Below are 22,874 nucleotides of genomic sequence, written 5' to 3'. Positions count from 1 at the left end.
CTGACGTCATCGCGATCAAGCACTAACAAACGGCAGAGCGTGCCTACGGCACGGGCTATGCGCGCCTCTCACATCGTCGCCCCTAGCACCCATGGCGCAAACTCGGCACCGCCGAAACCAAGGCTCTCGCTCTTGGTCGGCTGTCCCGACGCGGTCTTCAGGATGAGATCGAAGATGCGCTTGCCGCACTCCTCGACGGTCTCGGATCCCTCGAGGATGGTGCCGCAATTGACATCCATGTCCTCTTCCATGCGCTGGTACATGGTCGTGTTGGTCGCAAGCTTGATCGACGGCGCGGGCTTGCAGCCGAACACGCTGCCGCGGCCGGTCGTGAAGCAGACGAGGTTGGCGCCGCCCGCCACCTGCCCGGTCGCCGCGACCGGGTCGTAGCCGGGCGTGTCCATGAACACAAAACCCTTCTTGGTGACGGCTTCCGCATAGTTGAGCACGTCGACGAGATTGGTGGTGCCGGCCTTCGCCATCGCGCCCAGCGACTTTTCGAGAATGGTGGTGAGGCCGCCGGCCTTGTTGCCGGGGCTCGGATTGGCATTCATCTCGGCGCCTTCCCGCTGCGTGTACTCTTCCCACCAGCGCATCAAGCCGACGAGCTTTTCGCCGACTTCGCGGCTGACCGCGCGGCGCGTGAGCAGATGTTCGGCGCCGTAGGTCTCGGGGGTCTCGGAGAGGATCACCGTGCCGCCATGGCGCACGATGAGATCGCTGGCCGCGCCGAGCGCGGGATTGGCCGATACGCCGGAATAGCCGTCGGAGCCGCCGCATTGCAGCGCCACGGTCAACTCGCTCGCCGGCACGGACTCACGCTTGACCTTGTTGGCATCGGCAAGCGTCTCGCGCACGAAAGCAACGCCCGCCTCCATCGTCTTGCGGGTACCGCCGACGTCCTGGATGTCCATCGCACGGAGCCGGCCGGCCAGCTTCTGCTCCTCCATCAACCCGCCGATCTGGTTCACCTCGCAACCCAGCCCCAGCACGATCACGTTGGAAAAGTTCACGTGCCGCGCGTAACCGCCGAGCGTGCGACGGAGCAGCGCCAGGGGCTCGTGCTGCGTCATGCCGCAGCCGGTCTTGTGGGTGAGCGCGACGACGCCGTCGACATTGGGGAAATCGGCCAGCGGATTCTCGCCGGTGAACGGATTCTTCTTGAAGACATCGGCGACGAGACCAGCGACATGCGCACTGCAATTCACCGAGGTGAGGATGCCGATGTAGTTGCGCGTGGCGACGCGGCCGTCGGGGCGGCGGATGCCTTCGAACGTCGCCGGCAGGTCGAAATTCGGCGTCGGCTTCACGTCCGCGCAATAGGCGTAGTCCTTGGAGAAATCGCCCATGCCGCAGTTCTGCGTATGCACGTGCTGGCCCGGCGAGATGGCTTGCGTCGCAAAGCCGATGATCTGGCCGTAGCGCTTGACCGGCTCGCCGACCGCGATCGGCTTGATCGCAACCTTGTGGCCCGAGGGAATGCGCTCGACCGCGCTCACGCCGTCGGCCACCACGGTGCCGGGCGGCAGGCTGGCACGCGCGATCACCACGCCGTCATCAGGGTGCAGGCGGATCACGGGAGCTGGGGTCGTCATGGGTGTCTCCTTGGTCTTCGGACTTCACCTCTCCCCGTTCTTACGGGGAGAGGTCGGATCGCGCAGCGATCCGGGTGAGGGGCGAGCCGCGCGCTCAGTCGTTAGCCTAGTTCGTGTTGAGAGAGGCCCCTCACCCCAACCCTCTCCCCGCAAGAGCGGGGAGAGGGAGAGGAGAGAGCGATCAAGCCTTGCCGCCGGAATCCTTCCGGGTCGCATTCACCTGCATCTTGGCATAGGTCGTCATCAGGCCGACCTCGTTCGACAGGGTGACCAGCTTGAAGCCCATGTTGATCGCCCGCGCCGCGCCTTCCGCGCCGCTGCAATGGATGCCCGGGTTGAGGCCGCGCTTGCCGCACTCCTTGATGATCTTCTCGTAGATCGCCAAGATCTCCGGCTCGCTGCGATCGAGCTTCGGCTCGAGGCCGTAGGAGAAGCCGAGGTCGGACGGTCCGATATAGACGCCGTCGATGCCTTCGACATCGAGGATCGCTTCCATGTTTTCGACCGCGGTCCTGGTCTCCATCATCGGGAGCAGGATGGTGTCGGCATTCGCTGTCTTCTGATACGAGCCCGCGGTGCCGTACATGCCGGCGCGGATCGGGCCGTTGGAACGCACGCCCTGCGGCGGATATTTTGAATAGGAGACGAGGTTCTTGGCCTCCTGCGCCGTGTTGACCATCGGGCAGATCACGCCATAGGCGCCGCCGTCGAGCACCTTGCCGATGATGCCGGGCTCGTTCCAGGGCACGCGGACCATCGGCGTCACCGGATGCTTGTCCATCGCCTGGAAGCATTGCACCATCGAGAGATAGTCCTGCACGCCGTGCTGCATATCGACGGTGACGCTGTCGAAGCCGCATTGCGCGATCATCTCGGCCGAAAAGCCCGAGGGGATCGCAAGCCACGCGTTGACCACGGCCTTGCCCGACTTCCAGATCTCTTTGACTTTGTTCGCCACGTTCACGTCCTTCCCTGTTGTTCTTGTTCACTGCCATTGCGAGTGAAGCGAAGCTTCCGAGCTCCAGCGCAAAATTGCTACGCAATTTTGTCGCTGGCTCCTCGCAAATGACGAAATCGAATTAACCCGCCGCCCTCCGGATCGCGACCTCGCTGACGCCGACCTCGCGGGCGGTGTTCACTATCGCCGCCCAGGTATCGTCCGGCAAGGGCACGCCATTTTTGGTACGATCGGCGCGCGTCTTTCGCTCGGGATCGCCGGGGACCAGCACCTGCTCGACGCCGGCAATCGGCTTGGTCGCGCGGATGAAGTCGGTATAGCGCGTGACTTCGTCGTCGAAGAGATTTGACGTGTCGACCACCTTGGGATCGACATAGAACGCCAGCATGCCGTTGGCGAAGCGGCGGCCGCCCGAGGTGGCGCCCGTTCCGGTCAACGCGCCGCCGAGCAATTCGCACATGAAAGCGAGACCCGATCCCTTGTGCTCGCCGAAGGCGCGGATCGCGCCGGTGCCCTTGGTGTGATCGCGCAGGCCGTCAGGCGTGTAGGGTCCGTACAGTACGACCGGCTCCTCGCGCAGCGTGCCGTCGGAATCGACCAGCGCACCCTTCGGCAGCTTCTTGCCGCCGCGGCTTGCGACCAGCACCTTGCCTTCGGCCACGATCGAGGTCGCGAAGTCGAGCACGATGGGATCCTGGCCCGGACGGGGAATGCCGACGCAATAGGGCGCGGTCGATAGCCGCTTCTCGACGCCGCCGAACGGTGCGACCAGCAGCGAGCCGGCGGCATTGACGAAATACACCGACACCAGTCCTTCGGCGGCCGCCATCTCGGCCCAGTCGCCGACGCGGCCGATGTGGCCGGCATTGCGCAGGGCAACCGCGGCAAGCCCCGCCTTCTTGCACTTCTCGATACCGATCCTCACCGCCTGCGGCGTCACCGTCTGGCCGTAGCCGAACTTGCCGTCGACCACAGCGAGCGACGGCGTGTCGAGCACCACTTCCGCGGTCTGGTTCGGCACGACGTTGCCGGTCTTTTTCCAGCGGATATAGACGGGCACGCGGATCACGCCGTGGCTGTCATGGCCGGTGAGATTGGCTGTGGTCAGGTAGGTCGCGATGCGTCTGGCTTCTTCGGGTGAGGACTCCGCATGCAGAAACACATCAGCGACAAAATCGATCAGCTTCTCAACCTGGATGGTGACCATAACGGGTCTTTTTGCCTCTGCCTTGTTCCCTGCGGAATGAGCCGGTCCCGACGCGGCATCATCCGTCCCGCCGCCGATTTTGGGTGGATCAGCTTGGGCGGCACTTTGAGCGAAAAAAACCGGCGATGTCCATCATTGTCGCCGCATATCTGCCTTCACTCCTCGGCGGAGGCCTCGTCTGCGCCGCCGAGGTCGGCAAGGCTCGTTTCAAGCTCGCTCAGCATGTCCTGCAACTCCGCAAGCTTGCGGGCGCCGAAACGTCGGGTGATCTCCGCGTAAACCGCTTCCGACGTTGGTGCGACGACCGCCATCAGCTTCACGCCCTTTTCCGAGATCGACACCACGCTGCGGCGCTGGTCGGTCTTGGCAGTCTTCCGCTCGATCAGGTGGCGCGCTTCGAGATCGCGCAGGATGCGCGACAGGCTCGGTCCCAGGAGAAACGCCGTCCGCGCGAGTTCCGTAACCTCGACCGCGCCGATCGCGGCGAGCGCACGCAGGATGCGCCATTGTTGCTCCGTGAGGCCGTGCTCACGCAGCGAGGGCCGGAACTGCCGCATCACGGCCTCACGTGCCCGGAGCAGTAACATCGGCAACGAGCTCGCAAAGTCGCGCATCGGCACCTGCCGGACGGCTGGGTGGCCGCCATTCGCGGGGTCGGCCGATTTCTTCCTGGTCATGGCGAAATGCCTCGTCCTCGCACCTGAGAATGTTTGCAGTGCAGCAAGCGCGAATTCGGCTTGACGCATTCACTTAACATGTTAAGTATCTCCCCGGCATCACACTTTGTATGACCTCCGATGGCGCTTTCCAACGACGATATCCTTGCTTGCGCGAACCGCCTGCACCAGGCGGAGAAGACGCGCACGCAGATCCGGCAGCTCTCGCAGGACTATCCCGCGATCACCATCGCCGATGCTTACGCGATTCAGAAGGCGTGGGTCGACATCAAGATTGCCGAGGGCCGGGTCGTCAAAGGCCACAAGATCGGCCTGACCTCGAAGGCGATGCAGAGCGCGCTCAATATCGACGAGCCTGACTCCGGCGTGCTGCTCGACGACATGTTCTTTGCCGATGGCGGGCTGGTGCCGACGGATCGCTTCATCGCCACGCGCGTCGAGGCCGAGCTCGCCTTCATCATGAACAAGCGGCTCAGTGGCCCCGACTGCACGATGTTCGACGTGCTCAACGCCACCGACTTCGTGGTGCCGGCGCTGGAGATCCTCGATACTCGCGTCGAACGTGTCGATCCCAAGACCAAGGCGACGCGGAAGATTTTTGACACCATCGCCGACAATGCGGCAAACGCCGGCATCGTGCTCGGCGGACGGCCGATCCGCCCCTCGGAGGCCGATCTGCGCTGGATCGGCGCGCTGTGCTTCAGGAACGGCCAGCTGGAAGAGACCGGGCTCGCCGCCGGTGTGCTCAACCATCCGGCCACATCAGTGGCGTGGCTTGCGAACAAGATCGCGCCGCTCGGCCTTTCGCTCGAGCCCGGGCAGGTCGTGCTCGCCGGCTCCTTCATCCGTCCGATCGAGACCCGCAAGGGCGACACAATTCAAGCCGACTACGGCGCTTACGGCTCAGTGAGCTGCTACTTCGCTTAAAGCCGTCAATAAGAACAGGGAGTGAAACCGCGATGCCGCATTTCACGATCGAGTATTCGGCCAATCTCGATGCCATCATCGACATGGCCGCGGTGTGCGAAATCGTGCGCAAGGCGGCGGCTGAGACCGGCGTCTTCCCCGTCGGCGGCATCCGCGTCCGCGCCATCAGATGCGAGCACTACGCGATCGCCGACGGCAGGAAGGACTACGGCTTTCTCTCGATGCTGCTGCGCATCGGCGAAGGCCGCGATCTGCCGACGCGCAAGGCCGCCGGCGAACACGTCTTCCGCGCGCTCTCCGGCCATCTCGATCCAGTCTTCGCTGCCAGCAAGTTCGCGCTGTCGTTCGACATGCAGATCAACGACAAGGAGACGAGCTGGAAGCGCAACAACATCCACGACGCATTGAAAGTGGAGGCCGCCCATGGATAAGCCCGCGCCGAAGACCGATGTGTTCCAGGCCAACCGCGACCGCGTAGCGCCGCTGCTGAAGAAGCTGCGCACTGAGGGCATCGGCCACATGATCGACGGCAGGATCGTCGCCTCGATCTCCGGCGAGACTTTTGAGACGAAGTCGCCGGTCGACGGCACGACGCTTGCGAGCGTCGCGCGCGGCAACGCCGGGGACATCGATCGCGCTGCAACCGCGGCTGCTCTCGCCTTTAAGTCCTGGCGCGACATGGGACCGGCGATGCGGCGCAAGCTCTTGCATCGCGTAGCGGATGCGATCGAAGACAATGCCGACGACATCGCCGTGCTCGAATGCATCGACACGGGACAAGCCTATCGCTTCATGGCGAAAGCCGCGATCCGCGCCGCCGAGAATTTCCGCTTCTTCGCCGACAAATGCGGCGAGGCGCGCGACGGCCTCAACACGCCGAGCGACGAGCACTGGAACGTCTCGACGCGCGTGCCGATAGGCCCCGTCGGCGTGATCACGCCGTGGAACACGCCGTTCATGCTCTCGACCTGGAAGATTGCCCCTGCGCTAGCCGCCGGCTGTACCGTCGTGCACAAGCCGGCCGAATGGTCGCCGGTGACGGCCGACATGCTGGCAAAGCTCGTCAAGGAAGCCGGGGTTCCCGACGGCGTGCTCAACACCGTGCACGGTTTTGGCGAGGAGGCCGGCAAGGCCCTGACCGAGCATCCCGCGATCAAGGCGATCGGCTTCGTCGGCGAGAGCGCAACGGGCTCGGCGATCATGCGGCAGGGCTCGGCGACGCTGAAGCGCGTACATTTCGAGCTCGGCGGCAAGAACCCCGTGATCGTGTTCGACGACGCCGATCTCGATCGCGCGCTCGATGCCGTCGTGTTCATGATCTACTCGCTGAACGGCGAGCGCTGCACCTCCTCCAGCCGCCTGCTGGTCCAGCAAAACATCGCCGAAAAGTTCGTGGAGAAGCTGACCGCGCGGGTGAAGGCCCTCAAGGTCGGCCATCCCCTCGATCCCGCGACCGAGATCGGGCCGCTGATCCATGAGCGGCACCTCGCAAAGGTCTGCTCCTATTTCGACGTCGCGCGCGAAGACGGCGCTGTCATCGCGGTTGGCGGCAAGACCCATGACGGTCCCGGCGGCGGGCACTATGTGCAGCCAACGCTGGTGACCGGCGCAACGACCAAGATGCGCGTCGCGCAGGAAGAGGTGTTTGGCCCGTTCCTCACGGTGCTGCCCTTCCGCGACGAGAAGGACGCGATCGAGATCGCCAACGACGTCCGCTATGGCCTCACCGGCTATGTCTGGACCAACGACATGGGCCGGGGCTTGCGCGTCGCGGACGCGCTGGAGGCCGGCATGATCTGGCTGAACTCCGAAAACGTCCGCCATCTGCCGACCCCGTTCGGCGGCATGAAGGCGTCAGGCATCGGCCGCGACGGCGGCGACTACTCGTTCGACTTCTACATGGAAACCAAGCACGTCTCGCTCGCGCGGGGCACGCACAAGATTCAGAAACTGGGAATTTGATCGTCATTCCGGGGCGTGCGACGGGACCGCGCAAGCGCGGCCCGGAGCACGAACCCGGAATCCATTCATCCACCGCCACCGCTGCGCGATGGATTCCGGGCTCGGCTCTTCGAGCCGCCCCGGAATGACAGAGGGAAACGCAATGCCCGTTCCGCAACACACGTTCGAACCACCCTTCAACATCATCCGATCGAGCCACGCCGTGCTCGACGTGACCGATCTGAAGCTCAGCCGCGAGTTCTACGAGACCACTGTCGGCCTCCATGTCGAGGATGCCGACGACAATGTCGTCTACCTGCGCGGCTTCGAGGAACATCAGCATCACTCGCTGGTGCTGCGCAAAGCCGCGGTGCCGGCCTGCAACCGGCTCGGCTTCAAGGTCGGCAACGACGGGGATCTCGACAAGGCGGCCGCGTTCCTCTCCGAGAATGGCCTCGCCTACGCCTTCTCCGATCAGCCGTTCCAGGGCCGAACGCTGCAATTCACCGATCCCTTCGGCTTCCAGATCGAACTCTATGCGACGATGGACCGGCGCCCGCATCTGCTCCGCCGCTTCGATCTCTACAGGGGTTGCCACCCGCAGCGGCTCGACCATTTCAACGTTTTTGCTGCCGAAGTGCAGGACACCGTCGACTTCTATGCCCGGCTCGGCTTCCGTCTCACCGAATATGCCGAGGAAGACGGCGCCAACGGCCGCATCGCGGCGGCCTGGATGCATCGCAAGGGCAACGTCCACGACTTTGCCATCACCAACGGCAAGGGCCCGCGGCTGCACCATTTTGCCTATTGGACGCCGACGGCGATGAACATCATCCATCTCTGCGACGTCATGGCGTCCGCCGGCTTCGTCAAGAACATCGAGCGCGGCCCGGGGCGTCACGGCATCTCCAACGCGTTCTTCCTCTATGTCCGCGACCCCGATGGACACCGCCTCGAGCTCTACACCAGCGACTATTTCACCGGCGATCACGACCATGAGCCGCTGCGCTGGTCGCTGCGCGATCCGCGCCGGCAGACGCTGTGGGGCGCGCCGGCCCCGCGCTCCTGGTTCGAGCAGGGCTCGCCGTTCGCGGGACAGGCCGTGCGCGAGCCAAAATTCGTGGCCGACGTGCTGGTGGCGGACTGAGCGATGAATCTCCCTCGCCTCGCCACCTACTCCGTCAAGGGAGTGACCAAATACGGCGCCGTCGTCGACGGCGGCATCGTCGATCTCTCGGCGCGCCATGCCAAGGACTATCCGACGCTGCGCGAAGTGATCGCTGCGGGCAAGCTGCAAGACCTCGCGGACGCCGCCGCCGGCCGCGCGCCGGATCACGCGATCGGCGACATCATTTGGCTGCCGCCGGTCCCTGCGCCGGAGAAGATCATCTGCATCGGCGTCAACTATCCCGACCGCAATGCGGAGTACAAGGACGGCCAGGACGCGCCAAAGTATCCGAGCATGTTCATGCGCTCGCCCCGCTCCTTCGTCGGCCACGACACGCCGCTGGTGCGCCCGCGCGCATCGAACCAGCTCGACTACGAAGGCGAGATCGTGCTGGTCATCGGCAAACCCGGCCGGCACATCCCGGAGAGCACGGCGCTCGATCACATCGCAGCCGTCACGCTCTGCAACGAGGGAAGCGTGCGCGACTGGCTGCGGCATGCAAAGTTCAACGTTACGCAAGGCAAGAATTTTGATTCCAGCGGCAGCCTCGGCCCGTGGCTGGTGCCCTATACGCAGGAAGCGCAGCTTGCCGACATCCGCCTGACCACGCATGTCAACGGCGAATTGCGCCAGGACGATCGGACCAGCCGGCTGATCTTCTCCTTCCGTTACCTCATCAATTATATTTCGACCTTCGCAACGCTCGTTCCCGGTGACATCATCGTCACGGGAACGCCGACCGGCGCCGGTGCGCGCTTCGATCCGCCGCGCTATCTGAAGCCGGGCGACGTTATCGAGGTCGAAGCCGAGGGCATCGGCAGATTGCGCAACGGCGTGGTCGACGAAGCCTGAGACAGTAACGCAGATTGGAATGATGCAATGACCACCCTCACCGGCGGCGAAGCGATCGTAAGCAGCCTTGTCGCGCACGGCGTCGACACCGTGTTCGGCCTCCCTGGCGCGCAGGTCTACGGCCTGTTCGACGCCTTCCATCAGGCGCAGCTCAAGGTGATCGGTGCGCGCCACGAGCAGGCCTGCGGCTACATGGCCTTCGGCTACGCACGCTCCAGCGGCAGGCCCGGCGTGTTCAGCGTGGTGCCCGGCCCCGGCGTGCTCAATGCCAGCGCGGCGCTGCTCACCGCGTTCGGCTGCAACGAGCCGGTGCTGTGCGTCACCGGCCAGGTGCCGACACAGTTTTTGGGCAAGGGCCGCGGTCATCTGCACGAGATGCCGGACCAGCTCGCGACCTTGCGCACCTATGTGAAATGGGCCGACCGCATCGAATATCCGGCCAATGCGCCGACGGTGGTCGCACGCGCCTTCCAGGAGATGATGTCGGGCCGCCGCGGTCCTGCGTCGGTCGAAATGCCCTGGGACGTCTTTACGCAACGCGCGGAGACCATAGCCGCAAAAGTTCTTGCACCACTGCCCGCCCCGCAGCCCGATTCCGACCAGGTGAAGCAGGCCGCAGCCCTGATCAAGGCCGCCAAGGCGCCGATGATTTTTGTCGGCAGCGGCGCAATCGACGCGCGCGAGGAAATCCTCGAGCTCGCCGAGATGATCGATGCGCCCGTGGTCGCCTTCCGCAGCGGCCGCGGCATCGTCTCCAACGCGCATGAGCTCGGCCTGACCATGGCGGCCGCCTACAAGCTCTGGCCGACGACAGACCTCATGATCGGCATCGGCACCCGCCTGGAATTGCCGACCATGTCGCGCTGGCCCTTCCGCCCGGATGGGCTGAAATGCATCCGCATCGACATCGACCCGGTCGAGGTGCGGCGTTACCCCGCCGACACCGCCGTCATCGCCGACGCCAAGGCCGCGACCGCCGACCTTGCCGCCGCCGTGAGCAAGGTCGGCTACCGCAAGACCGCCGGCCGCCGCGGCGCGATCCGCGAGGCGACGGCGTTGGCGCAAGCGGAAATCCAGCGCGTCCAGCCGCAGATGGCCTATCTCAACATTTTGCGCGAGGTGCTGCCGGCGAATGCCATTGTCACCGACGAGCTGTCGCAGGTCGGTTTTGCGTCCTGGTACGGTTTTCCAATCTACGAGCCGCGCACCTTCATCACATCGGGCTATCAGGGCACGCTGGGCTCGGGCTTTCCGACGGCGCTCGGCGCCAAGGTCGCCAATCCCGACAAGCCGGTGATCGCGATCACTGGCGACGGCGGGTTCATGTTCGGCGTGCAGGAGCTATCTACTGCGGTGCAGTTCAACATCGGCGTGGTGACGCTGGTGTTCAACAACAACGCCTATGGCAACGTCCGACGCGACCAGCGCGAACGCTTTGACGGCCGCGTGGTCGCCTCCGACCTCGTCAACCCCGACTTCGTGAAACTCGCGGAGTCCTTTGGCGTCGGCGCCGCCCGCGTCACCTCACCGGATCAATTCAAGGCCGCGCTGGAGAAGGCGCTCGCGCATGGGGGGCCGTATCTGTTGTCGATCGAAGTGCCGCGGGACTCCGAGGTGAGCCCGTGGGCCTTCATCCACCCGCCGAAGCCTTGATTCTATCAGCGCCCTGGAGCCGCGCCGCGGCGATCACCAATAGTCCGGCGCCTGCGACCGACCAGCAGGCGACCGGCGCCCAGTGCAGGAGCGGCGCGTAGTCCGGCATCTTCTGCAGGCCACCGGCGACCGCCGCCATCCGTGCGAACGTGCCGAGCGCCAAGGCCGAGAAGACGAGACCCGTCACTTTCCCTTCCGCGCCCGTCGAGCCGATCGCCAGCGCAGCCGAGATCGCGCTCATCAGCATGCAGCCCCAGGCCGCTCCCGCCAGGAACTGCGCAACGATCAGCGTATTGAGGCTGCCGGCGAGCTCGGCGCCCACGATCGCGAGCGCGCCGAACAGGCCGGCCGCGCCCATCACGATGAGCCCTCCGCGGTGCTTGACGATCAGGCTCGCGGGAAACATCGCGATGTTAAAACCGATCCAGAACACCGGCATCAGCCATTGCAACTCGCCGGGCTTTGCAAAGCGCAGGTAGAACGGCGCGCTGTTCATCGCAAAGTGCAGTTGATAGCCGAGCGCGAGCGCGACCATCGCGACGATGAAGATGATCGGCACCAGGCCGAGCGGTTTTGCCGCCTCGGCCGGCGTCGGCGGCGTGGTGTCGCGCGCCACGTCATACTCGATCCGCGACAGCGCGAGCGCGGTGAGCAGCAGCACGGCACTGGAGATGATGAAGGGCAGCCGAGCGTCTTGCTCGCGTAGCACCACGCCGAGATAGGGCGAGACGGCGCCGGCGACGCCATAGCCGAGCATGGCAAGCGCGGCGAGGAACGGCACCTGCGACTTCGCGCGATATTTTCCGAGCAGGGTGAGCGGCGGCGCGCGCAAGGCCGATGACGTGATCGACCAGACCACGATCAACGCGATGAACCAGCCTTGCGCAGCGGCGCCCGCGCCGGCCACGAAGGGCAGCGCGACGAAGGCCGCGCAGGAGATTGCGGTCAGCACGCCGACGAACAGGCCGAGCCGGCCGACGAAGGGCGCGATCTTGTCGGCCGCGATCCCCATTGCGGTATCGGCGATGGTGAAGATCGCCTGGTCCAGCATCAGGATGAGGATCACGGCGGTCGGCGCGATGCCGACCTCTGCCGCGAGTTTCGGCAGATAGATGACGTAGGTTGTCCAGCCCAGCGTGAACACCAATTGCAGCACGGCTAGATAAAGCCCGGTGCGACTGGCGCTTACGCTCGCGTCAGCCGACGCCTGTGCCGTGGTCATGTCGCTGCCCCCTCGGCGGCAAGCTTAGACGAGAGCAGGCTCTTGGGAAACGACGTCAGCGCGTCTTTCGGAAGGTCAGATTGACCCGCTGCCGGCCGAGCAGCGCATGCTCGCCGTCGGCGAGCGGGGCGACGCCGTGATAGGCTAGTCGCGACGGCCCGCCCCAGACCGCGACATCACCATGGGTCAGCCGGAATCGGCGCGGCTTGTCGCTGCGCGATAGGCCACCGAACAGGAAGATCGCGGGCAGACCGAGCGAGACCGACACGATCGGCGCCGCAAGATCCAGCTCGTCCTTGTCCTGATGCAGCGAGAGCCGTGTGCCGGGCTCGTAGCGATTGACGAGGCAGGCATCGGGCGCGAAGCCGGTATAACCACCCTGCTCTGCAGCACGACGGGCCAGATCACGGAACACGGCCGGCATGGCGGGCCACGGCACGCCGGATCGAGGATCGATCGCATCATAGCGATAGCCGGTGTGATCGGTGATCCAGCCGCAACAGCCGCAATTCGTCATCGCCACCGACATCTGATAGCCGCCCGGCGTGGTCATCCGCCGAAACGGCGCCTGAGCGACGATCTCGCGCACCGCCGCGATCAGCTCGTCCTCGATCGGTTTTGCGAAACCGCGCAACAACACGGCGCCATCGGCGATCTCTTCGCAAGACGGCTGCGCCTCCGCCAGACTGTCAAACAGGTCCGCCGTCAATCGTTGCGCTCACTTCGCATCGTGAAAGATCACACCCAGCGTATGGCGTTGGCCGGACCTGATCCGGCTGACGCCATGACGCAGATTAACGCGATAAGTGCCGCGCGTCCCCTGCACCGGCCGGTGATGCACAGCAAAGGCCACTGCGTCGCCCTGCACGAGCGGCACGACCTCGGCACGCGACTGCATGCGCGGGCGCTGCTCGGTCAGCACGAACTCACCGCCGGTGAAATCGCGTCCCGGCTCGGAGAGCAGGATTGCGACCTGGAGCGGGAACACGTGCTCGCCGTAGAGGTCCTGATGCAGGCAGTTGTAGTCACCGGCCTCGTACTGCAGCAGCAGCGGCGTCGGCCGCCCCTGGCCGGCGTCATGACAGCGCTTCAGGAAGGCGGCATGGTTGGCGGGATAGCGGATATCGATCCCCATCGCCTCGTTCCAGCTGTTAGCGACACCCTGGAGGTGTGCGTACAACGCCGGCCGGAGTTCGGCGATCAAGTCGGGCAGCGGATAGGAGAAGTATTTGTACTCGCCGCGGCCAAAGCCGTGGCGGCCCATGACGACGCGGCTGCGGAAGCGTGCGTCGTCGGGATAGAGCGCGGCGATGTCGCGGCATTGGTCTGATGTGAGCAGCCCGTTCAGGACGGCGCAGCCCTGGGCGTCGAGTTCAGCGGTGATCTGCGGCCAGTCGAGTGCGTCGACGCGGGCCGTGGGGTCGGTCGGGTCATTGACAGAGGCCGGCATACGTTTTGCGATTGCCATAGCGAACTTCCTATCCATTTCCGTCATTCCGGGGCGCGACGAAGTCGCGAGCCCGGAATGACGGAGAATGTGTTGCAAGTCCTAACAGCGGTAACCACCCGATTTCCGTCTGGAATCTATCCCAGCACCGGCAGCGTAACCACATCATACGCATGCCGGATCGTGCGCTTCAAAACGGGGTCCTCCAGCTCGAACTCAAAGCGGTCGGCGGGGCGGATGCCGCCCTTGGCGGCGAAGGTGCCGCCGAACATGGCGCAGCCGTCGGGCAAGCCCTTGCCGTCGAAGCCGCGCGCGATGAGGTCGTCGACCGGCAGCATCGCGTCCAGCGTGCCCTCCTGGTAGAGCACGCGCTCGCCGTTGATCCAGGCGTGGGAGCGCAAAATCATCTTGTCCCAATGGCCGATGACGTCCTCGAGCTCCCACAGCGTGGAGGCGACCACCTTGTCGCACATCTGCTTCGAGACGGTGACGCTGTAGGCCTCGACCTTGCGGTCGGTGTGGTCGGAGCCGCAGCCGACAAAAATGCGGCCCTGCCAGCCGATCAGCACGAACTCGACCTCGCCGGAGGACTCGCCGCCGCTGCATTCGATGCTGTCGGCCATGGTCAACCGGCGCGCCGAGACGCGGTAGTAGATCGGCGTCGAGGCCGGACGCGCAATGCCGACGGCCTCGAGCTCCGCGATATGCTTGTCGCGCGCGACGGGATCGCGGCCGGTCCAGCCGGCGATGACGGCCTTGTCGATCGCTAGCGTCAGCGGGGTTGTCGTGTCCTGGGCGTCGACGGTGAAGGTCAGGTCAAACACGAATTACGGCCTCCATGCCGGCAGCGAGTTCAAAGATGCGGTGATCGGATCCGCCTGAAGCCGCGAGCATCAGGCCGACGGGAACCTCGCCCGCACGATGCGCAGGAATCGAGATCGCGCAACCGTCGATCATGTTGATCAGGGTGCAGTTGCGCAGCGACTTCAAGTTGGCCGCGGCGAACGCCTTGTCGTCGGCAAGGTCGGCGATCCTTGGCGGCGTGTTCGCAGTGGTCGGCAGCACCAGCGCATCGTAGGGCGCAAGCCGCGCATTGACCCGCGCGATCAGCGAGCGGCGCTCGTTGAGGAGATCGATGTAGTCGGCCGCGCTCTGCGCCTCGCCACGCATGATGCGCACGAAAACCCTGGGGTCGTAGGCGTCGCCCTTGGCCTCTATGAGGTAGCGGTGCCAGGCATAGCTCTCGGAGGCGGCAAAGCCGCCCTTGGCGTTCATCGGGCCGATGTCCAGAAATTCCGACATCTCGATGCGCTCGATGATGGCACCATGATCGGCGAGCGTCTTGAGCGCGCGCTCGAAAGTTTGCGCGACGGGTGAATCGAGATCGTCGAGCGCAATCGTGGTCGGCACCGCGAGCCGCATACCCCGCACCGGGCGCGGCTTCAGCGGCACCACCGGCTCGTTCGCCAGCACGGCGTCGAGTATGGCACAGCAACTGACCGATCGCGCCAAGGGTCCGATGCTGTCGAGCGAGAACGACAGCGGCACCGCGCCCTCCAGCGGCACGCGGCGCTGCGTCGGCTTGTAGCCGACAATGCCGTTATAGGCGGCCGGGATCCGGCAGGAGCCGCCGGTGTCGGTGCCGAGCGCGCCATGGGCCATGCCGTCAAGCACGGACACCGCCGCACCCGACGACGAGCCGCCCGGCACATGGCCCACGGCCCGGTTCCAGGCGCCCTTCGGCGTGCCGAAATGCGGATTGATGCCGATGCCGGAATAGGCGAACTCGGTCATGTTGGTCCGGCCGATCAGCACGAAGCCGGCCTGGCGCAGCCGCGCCACTGCCGCCGCATCGTGCTCGGCCGGATCGGAATCGTCGAGCGCGCGGGAGCCGGCGCGCGTGGTCTGTCCCTTGATGTCGAAGAGATCCTTGATCGAGACCGGAATACCGGCATAAGGCGACGGCGCCGCCTTGGCCTTGCGCAAGGCGTCCATCGCATCCGCCGTCGCCAGTGCCGCATCCTTGTCGACACGGATGAAGGCGCGCTGGCCCTCGCCCGCGGGATCGGCAATCCTGGCGATGCAGTCCTCGACCAGCTTTCGGGACGTGGCGCGGCCGCTGTCGAGATCGGCGGCGAGCGTGGCGAGGGTCGGGAAATCGGGCATGTCTGTCTCGCGGAATATTTTTGGCGCGACGCAATCTATCGCGCTGGCTCCATTCGATACAAGCATTGTGCGCATGATGGCATGCGCGCGCGTTGCTGGACCGTTGACGCCCAATGGTCGATTGTCGCATCAAGATCGAAACGGCGGGCCATGCAGCCCGCACCTCGGGAGGACTTGCCGACATGGCCGAACCGCAGCGCGCGCGACCGAAACCGACGCCGGAGACGCAGCATTTCTGGGACGGCACGAAGGCGGGTGAATTGCGCCTGCAACGCTGCGACGCCTGCGCGCATGTCTTTTTCCCGCCGCGCCCGTTCTGCCCGTCCTGCGCCTCGCGCAAGGTTTCTGTCTTCAAGGCAAGCGGCAAGGGCTTTCTCTACAGCTACGTGATCAATCACCGCCCCGCCGCGCCCGGCTTCACGCCGCCTTATGCGATCGCCGTGGTCGAGCTGGCGGAAGGGCCGCGGATGATGAGCAATATCATCGACTGCCCGCAGACGCCTGAGGCCCTCGAGCTCGACATGAAGCTCGAGGTCGCTTTTGAGCCGCTCGACGACAAGATCACCCTCCCCGTGTTCCGTCCGGCGAAGGGGTAAGTGGCCATGCGCAGGAACCAGGTTGCCGTGGTCGGCGCGGCCGAGACCACCGAGCTCGGCGTCATCCCCAACATGTCGCAGCTCCAGCTTCATGCGGATGCGGCTCTCAACGCCATTGCGGACGCCGGGCTAAAACTGTCCGACATCGACGGCTTTGCCACCGCGGTCGAAACGCCGCAGCAGGTCTGCCATTATCTCGGCATCAAGCCGACCTGGGTCGACGGCACCTCGGTCGGCGGCTGCTCCTTCATGCTGCATGTCCGCCATGCGGCGGCCGCGATCGAAGCCGGGCTGTGCAAGACCGTGCTGATCACGCATGCCGAGAGCGGCAAGTCGATGATCGGCAAGGCGCCGCGCTCGATTCCGGCCGACAGCCTGCAAGGCCAGTTCGAGGCGCCCTATGGCGTCTACGGACCGCCCAGCATGTTCCCGATTCCCGTGCTGCGCTTCATGAAGACCTACGGCATCACGCATGAGCAGCTTGCCTCGGTCGCTGTCGTGCAGCGCGAATGGGCGGCGAAAAATCCGCGCGCGATGATGAAGGACCCGATCACGGTTGCCGACGTCCTCAACTCGCGCATGATCGCCTATCCGTTCCGTCTGCTTCAGTGCTGCCTCGTCACGGACGGTGGCGGCGCGCTGATCCTGACCTCGGCCGACCGCGCCAAGGATTTTCCGCGCAAACCCGTCTACATCATGGGCACCGGCGAGAGCGTGGAGACGCCGATGGTGAGCCAGATGGAAACGTTCAACTCCTCGCGCGCCTTCAAGGTCGCCGGCCCCCTCGCCTTCAAGGAGGCCGGCATCGCGCACAAGGACGTCGATCATCTCATGATCTACGACGCCTTCGCGCACCTGCCGCTGTTCGGGCTCGGCGACCTCGGCTTCATGCCCTATGAGGAGACCGGCAAGTTCATTGCCGAGGGCAACACGCGGCCGGGCGGCAAGCTGCCGCTCAACACCAATGGCGGCGGCCTCTCCTACATGCATTCGGGCATGTACGGCATGTATGCGTTGCAGGAGAGCGTGCGGCAGATGCGCGGCATCGCGCCGGCACAGGTGCCGGGCGCAAAGATTTCGGTGTGTCACGGCGTCGGCGGCATGTTCGCGGCGTCGGGCACGATCGTGTTTACGAACGAGAGGTGAGCTCGTCATTCCGGGGCGTCGCGCAAGCGACGAGCCCGGAATCCATAACCACCATCGTGAGTATGGATTCCGGGCCTGCGCCTTTCGGCGCATCCCGGAATGACGACGGAAATTGGAACGGATAGCGGAGACCACACATGACAAAATCACTGCAGGACAAAGTCATCATCGTCACCGGCGCAGGCCGTGGCATCGGGCGCGAGATCGCGCTGCTCTGCGCAGCGGAAGGTGCAAAAGTGGTCGTCAACGATCCCGGTGGGGCCGCCGACGGCGCCGGCTCGAACGCGGCCCCCGCCGAGGAGGTGGTCGAGGAGATCAAGAAGCGCGGCGGCACCGCGGTCGCCAATTTCGAGAGCGTCGCGGAAGCCATCCCCGCCAGCAAGATCGTAAAAACCGCAACCGATCATTTCGGTCGGCTCGACGGCGTCGTCAACAATGCCGGCATTTTGCGCGACATGATCTTCCACAAGATGAGCGTGGAAGCGTTCGAGGCCGTCATCAAGGTGCACCTGATGGGTTCGTTCTACGTCTCTCACGCCGCGGCGCGGATTTTCCGCGAGCAGGAGAGCGGGTCCTTCGTGCACTTCACCTCGACCTCGGGCCTGATCGGCAATTTTGGACAAGCCAACTACGCCGCCGCCAAGCTCGGCATCGTGGGGCTCTCCAAATCGATTGCGCTCGACATGGGCCGCTTCAACGTGCGCTCGAACTGCGTCTCGCCGTTCGCCTGGACCCGCATGATCGGCACCATCCCGATCGAGACGGACGCCCAGAAGGCCCGGGTCGAGAAAATCAAGCAGATGGGTCCGGAGAAGATCGCGCCCGTCTGCGCCTATCTGCTCGGCGACCAGGCCAAGGACGTCACCGGACAGATCTTCGGCGTGCGCATGAACGAGATCTTCCTGTTCAGCCAGAACCGCCCCCTGCGCTCGGTGCATCGCGGCGAAGGCTGGACGCCGCAGAGCATTGCCGAGCACGGCATGCCGGCGCTCAAGGATTCGTTCTACAAGCTCGACCGCTCGGCGGATATTTTCCCGTGGGATCCTGTCTAGCCACTGATACGGCAATGCTGCCTTGCGATCTTCGGTTGTCTGAGCCGAAGATTGCTCGATTTGCCGCCTGATTGCCGGTGCATCGTGTCCTCCCAACAAAAAATTGTGGGAGGAAACCATGACAAGAGCACTGACTTTCTCCACCGACACGTCTGCCACCGAACCTGCCGGCCTCGGCCGCCGCACCCTCCTGAAGGGCGCGGCGGCGGTCGCGGCGTCAGGCATAACGATGACCGCGGCCAATGCTGCGAGCGTGACGCCTCTGGGCCAGACCGGCGCGCCAACGCGATCGACCGCACCGTTGCCGCTGGGGCCGCTGCCCGGCAGCCGCTACCCGGACTCGCGCCTGGAATCCGCCAAGAAGGGGCCGCCAACATTCGGACCTGCCGACTTCCCGGCCTTCGCCGGCACCATGGCGGTCGAGCGCGTCGCAACCGGCTTCCGATGGGCCGAGGGCCCGGTCTATTTCCCGGCGGGACGATATTTGCTGTTCAGCGACATCCCCAACAATCGCATCATGCGTTTCTCGGAGGATGACGGTCACACGAGCGTGTACCGCCAGCCGTCGATGAACTCGAACGGCAACACCATCGATCGCGAAGGACGCCTGATCACCTGCGAACATAGCGGCCGGCGCGTGACCCGAACCGAACTCGACGGCTCGATCACCATCATCGCCGACAAATACAACGGCAAGCGGCTGAACTCGCCGAACGACGCGGTCGTCACCGCCGACGGTGCCATCTGGTTCACCGATCCGGCCTACGGCATCGGCGGCTTCTATGAAGGCATCAAGGCCGACCCCGAGCAGGAGAAGAAGAACGTCTACCGGGTCGATCCGAAGACCGGCGACGTCAAGGTCGTCGTCGACGATTTCGTGGAGCCCAACGGAATCACGATCTCGCCGGACGAGAAGAAGCTTTATGTCTGCGATACCGGATTCACGGACGGACCGGACAACCCCTCGCATATCCGCGTGTTCGACCTCGATGTAGCGGCGGGGAAGGTGTCGAACAGCAAGGTCTTTGCGGATATGCCCAAACCCAGCATTACTGATGGCGTTCGTTGCGACACCGAAAGCCGCGTCTGGTGCTCCGTCGGTTGGGGCGATCCCAACGAGGACGGCGTGCGCTGCTACACGGCGAAAGGCGAACTGCTGGGCAAGATTCACATTCCGGAGACCGTCGCCAATCTGACTTTCGGCGGCCAGCAGCGAAACCGGCTTTATATCTGCGGCTCGACGTCGCTGTATGCCGTGTACACGAGTGTGCAGGGCGCGTTGAAGCCTTGATCCGCTGACGATCCGTATCATGGCCGGGCATCGCCCCCCGAAGGACGACGCCGCTTCCGCTCGCCTATGTCCCGGCCATCGACGTCTCTCGTCTAGCACCGTCGTTCCGGGGCGGCTCGCAGAGCCGAACCCGGAATGAAGATCAGCCCGTATTCCTCAGGCCCGCCGAGATGCCGTTGATGGTGAGCTGGATGCCGCGCAGCACCGCCTCGTCCGGGTTCTGCGCGCGGTGCTCCTTCAAGAGTTCGACCTGCACATGGTTGAGCGGGTCGAGATAGGGGAAGCGGTGGCGCACGGAGCGCTCGAGCAATGGGTTGCCCTGAAGCAGCCGATCCTGCCCCATGATATCCAGGAGCGTCTCGATGCAGGAATGCCATTCGCGGCGGATGCGGCCAAAAATCTTTTCGCGCAAGGCTTCGTCGGGCACGAGCTCGGCATAGCGTGACGCGATCGCGATCGAGCTTTTTGCGAGCACCATGTCCATGTTGGACAAGAGCATGCGGAAGAACGGCCAGTCGCGATAGAGCTCTTTCAGGAACGGCATGCCCTTGTCGGGATGCTCCTCGATCCATTGCTCGACTGCGCTGCCAAAGCCGTACCAGCCGGGCAGCATCAGCCGGCACTGCGCCCAGGAGAACACCCAGGGGATGGCGCGCAGATCCTCGATGGCGCGGGTCTTCTTGCGCGAGGCCGGACGGCTGCCGATGTTGAGCGTCGCGATCTCGTTGATCACGGTGGATGACCAGAAATAGTCGACGAAGCCGTCGGTCTCATAGACGAGGCCGCGATAGGCCTTGAAGGCGAGGCCCGACAGCTCGTCCATCGCGGTGAGATATTCGCGGCGCGGCGCGCTCTGGCGCGGATGTAGCAGGCTTGCCTCCAGCGTGGCTGCGGCAAGGATCTCCAGATTGTTGCGGCCGACCTCGGCGTTGGAATATTTCGATGAGATGATCTCGCCCTGCTCGGTGATGCGGATCTGGCCGTTCACGGCCCCGCCCGGCTGCGCGATGATGGCGTCATAGCTCGGGCCGCCGCCGCGGCCGACCGATCCGCCGCGGCCGTGGAACAGGCGCAGGCGCACGCCATGACGCTCGAACACGTCGACGAGGCCGATCTCGGCCTTGTAGAGCTCCCAGCCCGAGGTGACGAAGCCGCCGTCCTTGTTGCTGTCGGAATAGCCGAGCATCACCTCCTGCACGCTGCCGCGGCTGTCAACCAGACGGCGGTAATCGTGCAGCGACAGCATGCGGTCCATGATGCCGCTTGACGCCTGCAGGTCCTCGATGGTCTCGAACAGCGGCACGATGTTGATGGCGCTGCGGCCGGAGGGAATGACGAGGCCGACCTCCTTCAGCAGCACCGCGACCTCGAGCATGTCGGACATGCCCTTGCACATCGAGATGATGCATTGGGGGATTACGTCGGTGCCGAAGCTTGCATGGGCTTCGGCGGCCTCGCGGAACACGGCGAGTTCGCCCAGCGTCTCGTCGCTGTATTTGATGAACTGCGACACCAGCGAGCGCGTAGAGCGCAGCTCGTTGGTGAGGAGCGCAATGCGCGCCTCCTCGCCGAGCGCGAGATAGGACATGCCGGGGTTGGCGGCATCCATCAGCTCGGCGACGGTGCGCTCGTGCACGGCAGAATTCTGGCGGATGTCGAGGCGCGCGAGGTGGAAGCCGAAGCAATCGACCGCGCGGCGCAGCAGCCGCAGCCGGCCGCGCGCGATGACGCGGGCATTGTTCGAGATCAGCGAGCGGTGCAACACGTCAAGATCGGCCTGCAGCTCCTTGACGCTCTCGTAAGGAGCGCCCTTGCCGACCGGGCGGCGGGTGATCTCGACCTTTAGTTTTTCGGCAGTCGCCGTCAGCCGCGCATAGATGCCCGACACGGCCAAACGATAAGGCTCGCCGCTCCGGTGCGGCGAGGTGTCGGGCGAGCGCTCGGCGAGCGCGCGCAATTCCTCGGAAACGTCGGCCAGATGGGCGGCGATCGAGAGCTCGGCGCCGAGCTTGTGCAGCTCTTCAAGATAGAACTGCATGACCCGGCTCGACTGCAGCCGCAGCGTGCCGCGCATCACCTCCGCAGTGACGAAGGGGTTGCCGTCGCGATCGCCGCCGATCCAGCTTCCCATGCGCAGGAACGAGGCAAGCTCGGCTGCCGCCTGCTCGCCGCCCTCCTCCAGCCGGTCCTCCAGCGTGTTGACCAGCCGCGGCACCTCGCGAAGGAAGGTGTAGTCGTAGAACGACAGGCCGTTGGCGACCTCGTCGAGCACGGTGAGCTTGGTCCTGCGGAGCAGATTGGTCTGCCACAGCGTCAGCACCTCGCGGCGCAACTGCTCGTCACTGGCCGCAGCCTCATCCGGCGTCAGCGCGACGCGCTCGCGATGATCGAGCAGCGCGGCGACCTCCATCTCGCGGTCCATGGTGCTCTTGCGACGGACCTCGGTCGGGTGTGCCGTCAGCACGGGGCTGACCAGCGCGTCCTTGAAGAAGCGGCGCAGCGACTCGGCGCTGAGACCAGCGTCCCTTGCATGCGCCAGCGTATCGGCAAGCACGCCGGCGGCGCCATTCCTTGCCGCGCTCCGGGCGCGCATCTGGCGGATATTGTTGTGGTCCTCGGCGATGTTGGCGAGATGCGAGAAATAGCTGAAGGCGCGGACGATGCGCACGGTGTCGGCGATCGACATGCCGTCGAGGATCTGCTCGAGCTCGCGGCGGGCAAGCCGGTCCTCGTCGCGATGGAACCGGATCGAGGTCTGGCGGATGCGCTCGACCAGGTCGAAGGTTTCGGCGCCCTCCTGGTCGCGCACGGTATCGCCGAGGATGCGCCCGAGCAGGCGGATGTCATCCCGCAGCCGCGCATCCGCCTCCAGCGCCTGGGCTTCCTCGGCGCGGTTGGGACGGTCGACGGCGGCGTCTGGGGGTACGGTCTGGAGGGACATGGCTAGCTCCGCTTCGAGCTTCCTTGGCTGCCCGG

Annotated in this window: 20 protein-coding genes; 10 read left to right on the top strand and 10 right to left on the bottom strand. The window is 65.0% G+C overall.

Translation table 11 applies throughout. The features are described from left to right. Nucleotides 1–68 precede the first annotated feature (68 nt). The 4 genes from JQ632_RS26415 to hpaR form a co-directional block, all read right to left on the bottom strand. A complete protein-coding gene (locus JQ632_RS26415; protein WP_212405568.1) occupies nt 69–1,595 on the bottom strand; it encodes a UxaA family hydrolase in 1,527 nt (508 codons plus the stop codon). 181 nt (nt 1,596–1,776) lie between these two features. Then, nucleotides 1,777–2,553 (bottom strand): aldolase/citrate lyase family protein, encoded by a 777-nt coding sequence (locus JQ632_RS26410; RefSeq protein WP_212405567.1) that lies wholly within the window; start codon nt 2,551–2,553, stop codon nt 1,777–1,779. Nucleotides 2,554–2,674: 121 nt separating this feature from the next. Next, nucleotides 2,675–3,760 (bottom strand): malate/lactate/ureidoglycolate dehydrogenase, encoded by a 1,086-nt coding sequence (locus tag JQ632_RS26405; protein WP_212405566.1) that lies wholly within the window; start codon nt 3,758–3,760, stop codon nt 2,675–2,677. Nucleotides 3,761–3,915: 155 nt separating this feature from the next. Beyond that, on the bottom strand, nt 3,916–4,437 hold the full coding sequence (hpaR, locus tag JQ632_RS26400) for a homoprotocatechuate degradation operon regulator HpaR (protein WP_212405565.1): 522 nt from the start codon (nt 4,435–4,437) through the stop codon (nt 3,916–3,918). A gap of 120 nt (nt 4,438–4,557) precedes the next feature. Here hpaR and hpaH point away from each other — a divergent pair, with 120 nt between their 5' ends. From hpaH to JQ632_RS26370, 6 genes are all read left to right on the top strand, one after another. Further along, nucleotides 4,558–5,364, top strand: coding sequence for a 2-oxo-hept-4-ene-1,7-dioate hydratase (gene hpaH / locus JQ632_RS26395; protein ID WP_212405564.1), 807 nt, complete (start codon nt 4,558–4,560; stop codon nt 5,362–5,364). A 32-nt stretch (nt 5,365–5,396) separates the two neighbouring features. Continuing rightward, nucleotides 5,397–5,795 (top strand): 5-carboxymethyl-2-hydroxymuconate Delta-isomerase, encoded by a 399-nt coding sequence (locus JQ632_RS26390; RefSeq protein WP_212405563.1) that lies wholly within the window; start codon nt 5,397–5,399, stop codon nt 5,793–5,795. Next, on the top strand, nt 5,788–7,326 hold the full coding sequence (gene hpaE / locus JQ632_RS26385; protein WP_212405562.1) for a 5-carboxymethyl-2-hydroxymuconate semialdehyde dehydrogenase: 1,539 nt from the start codon (nt 5,788–5,790) through the stop codon (nt 7,324–7,326). The genes JQ632_RS26390 and hpaE overlap by 8 nt, the downstream gene beginning before the upstream one ends. 142 nt (nt 7,327–7,468) lie before the next feature. Further along, on the top strand, nt 7,469–8,452 hold the full coding sequence (gene hpaD, locus JQ632_RS26380) for a 3,4-dihydroxyphenylacetate 2,3-dioxygenase (RefSeq protein ID WP_212405561.1): 984 nt from the start codon (nt 7,469–7,471) through the stop codon (nt 8,450–8,452). Between the two features lie 3 nt (nt 8,453–8,455). Next, entirely contained in the window at nt 8,456–9,325 is an 870-nt protein-coding gene (locus JQ632_RS26375) for a fumarylacetoacetate hydrolase family protein (protein WP_212405560.1), read from the top strand. 27 nt (nt 9,326–9,352) lie between these two features. After that, entirely contained in the window at nt 9,353–10,978 is a 1,626-nt protein-coding gene (locus JQ632_RS26370; RefSeq protein ID WP_212405559.1) for a thiamine pyrophosphate-dependent enzyme, read from the top strand. Here the strand turns inward: JQ632_RS26370 and JQ632_RS26365 are convergent. From JQ632_RS26365 to JQ632_RS26345, 5 genes are all read right to left on the bottom strand, one after another. Further along, nucleotides 10,956–12,200 (bottom strand): MFS transporter, encoded by a 1,245-nt coding sequence (locus JQ632_RS26365; RefSeq protein WP_212405558.1) that lies wholly within the window; start codon nt 12,198–12,200, stop codon nt 10,956–10,958. The genes JQ632_RS26370 and JQ632_RS26365 overlap by 23 nt on opposite strands. Before the next feature lie 55 nt (nt 12,201–12,255). Next, on the bottom strand, nt 12,256–12,909 hold the full coding sequence (gene alkB, locus JQ632_RS26360) for a DNA oxidative demethylase AlkB (protein ID WP_212405557.1): 654 nt from the start codon (nt 12,907–12,909) through the stop codon (nt 12,256–12,258). 9 nt (nt 12,910–12,918) lie between these two features. After that, nucleotides 12,919–13,668, bottom strand: a complete 750-nt coding sequence (locus JQ632_RS26355) for a 2OG-Fe(II) oxygenase (RefSeq protein ID WP_212405556.1) — start codon at nt 13,666–13,668, stop codon at nt 12,919–12,921. Between the two features lie 116 nt (nt 13,669–13,784). Continuing rightward, nucleotides 13,785–14,471 carry a DUF2848 domain-containing protein gene (locus tag JQ632_RS26350; RefSeq protein WP_212405555.1) on the bottom strand — a complete coding sequence of 229 codons (687 nt, stop codon included), beginning with the start codon at nt 14,469–14,471 and terminating at the stop codon, nt 13,785–13,787. Beyond that, nucleotides 14,464–15,813 (bottom strand): amidase, encoded by a 1,350-nt coding sequence (locus JQ632_RS26345; RefSeq protein ID WP_212405554.1) that lies wholly within the window; start codon nt 15,811–15,813, stop codon nt 14,464–14,466. The genes JQ632_RS26350 and JQ632_RS26345 overlap by 8 nt, the downstream gene beginning before the upstream one ends. Before the next feature lie 182 nt (nt 15,814–15,995). Here JQ632_RS26345 and JQ632_RS26340 point away from each other — a divergent pair, with 182 nt between their 5' ends. The 4 genes from JQ632_RS26340 (at nt 15,996) to JQ632_RS26325 (ending at nt 19,898) form a co-directional block, all read left to right on the top strand. Then, on the top strand, nt 15,996–16,409 hold the full coding sequence (locus JQ632_RS26340; RefSeq protein WP_212405581.1) for a Zn-ribbon domain-containing OB-fold protein: 414 nt from the start codon (nt 15,996–15,998) through the stop codon (nt 16,407–16,409). Nucleotides 16,410–16,415: 6 nt separating this feature from the next. After that, nucleotides 16,416–17,555 (top strand): thiolase C-terminal domain-containing protein, encoded by a 1,140-nt coding sequence (locus JQ632_RS26335; protein ID WP_212405553.1) that lies wholly within the window; start codon nt 16,416–16,418, stop codon nt 17,553–17,555. Between the two features lie 137 nt (nt 17,556–17,692). Next, nucleotides 17,693–18,607: an SDR family oxidoreductase gene (locus JQ632_RS26330; protein WP_212405552.1), complete on the top strand. Its 915-nt coding sequence runs from the start codon at nt 17,693–17,695 to the stop codon at nt 18,605–18,607. Nucleotides 18,608–18,725: 118 nt separating this feature from the next. Beyond that, nucleotides 18,726–19,898: an SMP-30/gluconolactonase/LRE family protein gene (locus JQ632_RS26325; protein WP_212405551.1), complete on the top strand. Its 1,173-nt coding sequence runs from the start codon at nt 18,726–18,728 to the stop codon at nt 19,896–19,898. 142 nt (nt 19,899–20,040) lie between these two features. Here JQ632_RS26325 and ppc read toward each other — a convergent pair whose 3' ends face one another. After that, nucleotides 20,041–22,839, bottom strand: a complete 2,799-nt coding sequence (gene ppc / locus JQ632_RS26320) for a phosphoenolpyruvate carboxylase (protein ID WP_212405550.1) — start codon at nt 22,837–22,839, stop codon at nt 20,041–20,043. Nucleotides 22,840–22,874 lie beyond the last annotated feature (35 nt).

The organism is Bradyrhizobium liaoningense (assembly GCF_018130955.1).
Lineage (GTDB): Bacteria > Pseudomonadota > Alphaproteobacteria > Rhizobiales > Xanthobacteraceae > Bradyrhizobium > Bradyrhizobium liaoningense_C.
Note: the sequence above shows the minus strand (reverse complement) of the source record. Positions and strands in the feature narration are given on the sequence as shown.